This window comes from Pontimicrobium sp. MEBiC01747 (genome assembly GCF_053601635.1).
Genome location: NZ_JBSHNS010000450.1, coordinates 1 through 2,530 on the forward strand (window position 1 = coordinate 1; position 2,530 = coordinate 2,530).

Sequence of the window (2,530 nt, forward strand, 5' to 3'; positions counted from 1 at the left end):
CTATGCTTCCATCTGCTTTTTGTTCTAAGCCAGAAACATGAAAATGTACTAAAGCTTCTGTTATTAACATAAACGCCGATGCTTCTATATTTTTCACTCCTTTGTTAAGGTATAAATCAACTGTCTGGCTTTCTAAATCTGGATTATTTAAATTATGTAACAGATTCATTCCATAAGTTTCGTTAGTCTCTAATTTGGATTGTATTGTATCTATTTCATCCGAAATTTGATTTAAAGTTAATCCTCCAGTACCAAGAAAAGATAGCATTTTAGCTTTAGCCATACGGGTTACAAGTTCTTGAGAGGCAGTCCCTCTATACATAGATCCTGCTACATAACTGTAAGAGATGTTGTAATCGTTTCTAAAATCTATACTTCCCAATTTTGCTCCAAGTTTTTCTACTGTACTCTCTTCTACAATTACTTTTTCTTTAATGGTTGTAGTACTTGTTTCTACTGTTTCTATTGGTTCCTCTTCTATAATAGGATTACAGGTTTTTCTTATTTCTGTAACCATTTTAGTAAGTACACCTCTGCCGTTTTCTTGGTATTCTTCAACATTTTTCCCCATTAAGTATTGAATAGTTTCACACCACTTGACAGATCCTGAAATTTGTTGACTTAACAAGTCGGCTATTTCAATATCTTTATAAGGTCTTGCCGTAACATTAGATATAACAGGTATTTTTAATGCTTCAAAGTGAAAACCTTTTAAAAATTCTGAAAATTCTTTTGCTGCTGGCTCCATATAACGAGAATGAAACGGTGCACTAACTTGTAATGGAATAATTCTAATATCTTGAGCAGAAAAGTTTTTTACTATGTTTTTAATACTGTCACCAGGCCCTGATATTACTGTTTGAGTTGGTGTATTATAATTAGCAATATCTAAATCTGCATACTCAGAGCTGTTCATTTTTTCTTTCAATGCTTCAATGTTTATTCCTAGTACAGCAGCCATGCTGCCTCCAGATGCAGCTGCCATTAACTGTCCTCTTTTTTGAACCATTTTTAAACCAGTTTCAAAACTAAATCCTCCTGCGGCTAATAATGCATTGTATTCTCCCAAACTGTGTCCAATTGCATAATCTGGTACTATATTTAACTCCTTGTACCTAAAATAATTTACAACATACAGTGCTGGTTGGGTAAATTGTGTTTTTACTAATTCTCTATTAGGGTCTCGTACACAAAGTTCTTCTAAATCATATTGTAAAATGTCTGACGCTAATTGTGTTTCTGCTTTATATTTTGAAAACAGTGCTTTACCCATTCCCTTATATTGTGAGCCTTGCCCAGGGAACATTGTTACTTTTTTCATCTGTGTATATGTTATTTACTATGAGGAATAAAATGCTTAACAATTAATAGTAGACAACCCATTATTAACTGTTATAGCTCTAATAAATTATGTTATTACTAACTTGTTAAATTCTTTTTCCATTTCTCTACATATGGCTTTTTAACCATTTCGAAATGACTTCCTGAAGATTCTATAATTTGTAATGTATTAAAATATGGAGACCAATCTTGAGATGTTTGAGTGTCTTTATTTTGTACTTGTTTTACTTTTACGAATACTGCTTCTATACTAAGTTGACCTTCTAAATTATATGAGATACTTAAAGCATTGTAACACACTTTATACAACCTACTAAAGAATGCTTTTTCAAGTTTACCACCTTTGTTTTTTAGTGTATTATAAATAAAGCTCTCTCTATCGTTCTTAGCTTTTTTTATTGCTTTTCCTACTAGTTCTGTAGTTTCTTTTTTAGACACTTTTATATTAAGTATAGTGACTATAGTACTTATAAAAATATGCATTTTCTCTTTTACTTTTAGAGACTTTTTAGGGAGGTAACTATCTAAAAGGATAACTTCTGTTATAGTTATTGATTTCGCTAATAATTGTTTTATCATTTCAAAAACAACAACTCCACCATAGCTATGTGCTACCAAACGAATATTTTTAGAAGGTGTACTTTGTATAACTCTTATATTATGTGCTGCCATCTCTTCTATAGTAGTATAGGCTTCTTCTCCTTCTAGTAAACCATACATTTGAATACCGTAAGTATTGCTTCCTTTTTTAGAGAAAGCTTCTGCTAATTCATAATAACCATCTACTATTCCAGGCATACCAGGAATTATAAATGTATCTATGGCATCTGTTGCTGTTTTTTCTAAAGCATTAAAATTTATTATATGTTTAGAACCTACTTCAACATTTAATTCTTCTAGTAATATGGCTTGCTCGTAGATTGTTCTATTGTTAATTAAATCAACTAATTCTATTTTTTTATTCTTAAATAAATTATTTATCCCTTGAACTAATTGAACTGTTAATAGTGAGTGCCCGCCTAACTCGAAAAAGTTATCGTGTTTTCCTATTGTTCCTTCTTCTAGTTCTAATAGCTTAGACCATAGTATTGCTAATTGCTGCTCTACTGCTGTTTCTGGTGCTACGTATTGGGTGGTGCTTTCTACTTCTAGGCTTAGCGTTTCTAATTGTTTTCTATCGGTTTTGCCG

General features: G+C 31.5%; 2 protein-coding genes. Both read right to left on the reverse strand.

The window, feature by feature from the left end; all coding sequences use genetic code 11:
* Positions 1 to 1,321: ACP S-malonyltransferase (gene fabD, locus ACVC2P_RS14785; RefSeq protein ID WP_452599227.1), on the reverse strand; the 1,321-nt coding region annotated here is incomplete at its 3' end.
* A gap of 98 nt (positions 1,322 to 1,419) precedes the next feature.
* Positions 1,420 to 2,530, reverse strand: a 1,111-nt coding sequence (locus tag ACVC2P_RS14790; protein ID WP_452599228.1) for a thioesterase domain-containing protein, incomplete at its 5' end; no start/stop codon positions are given.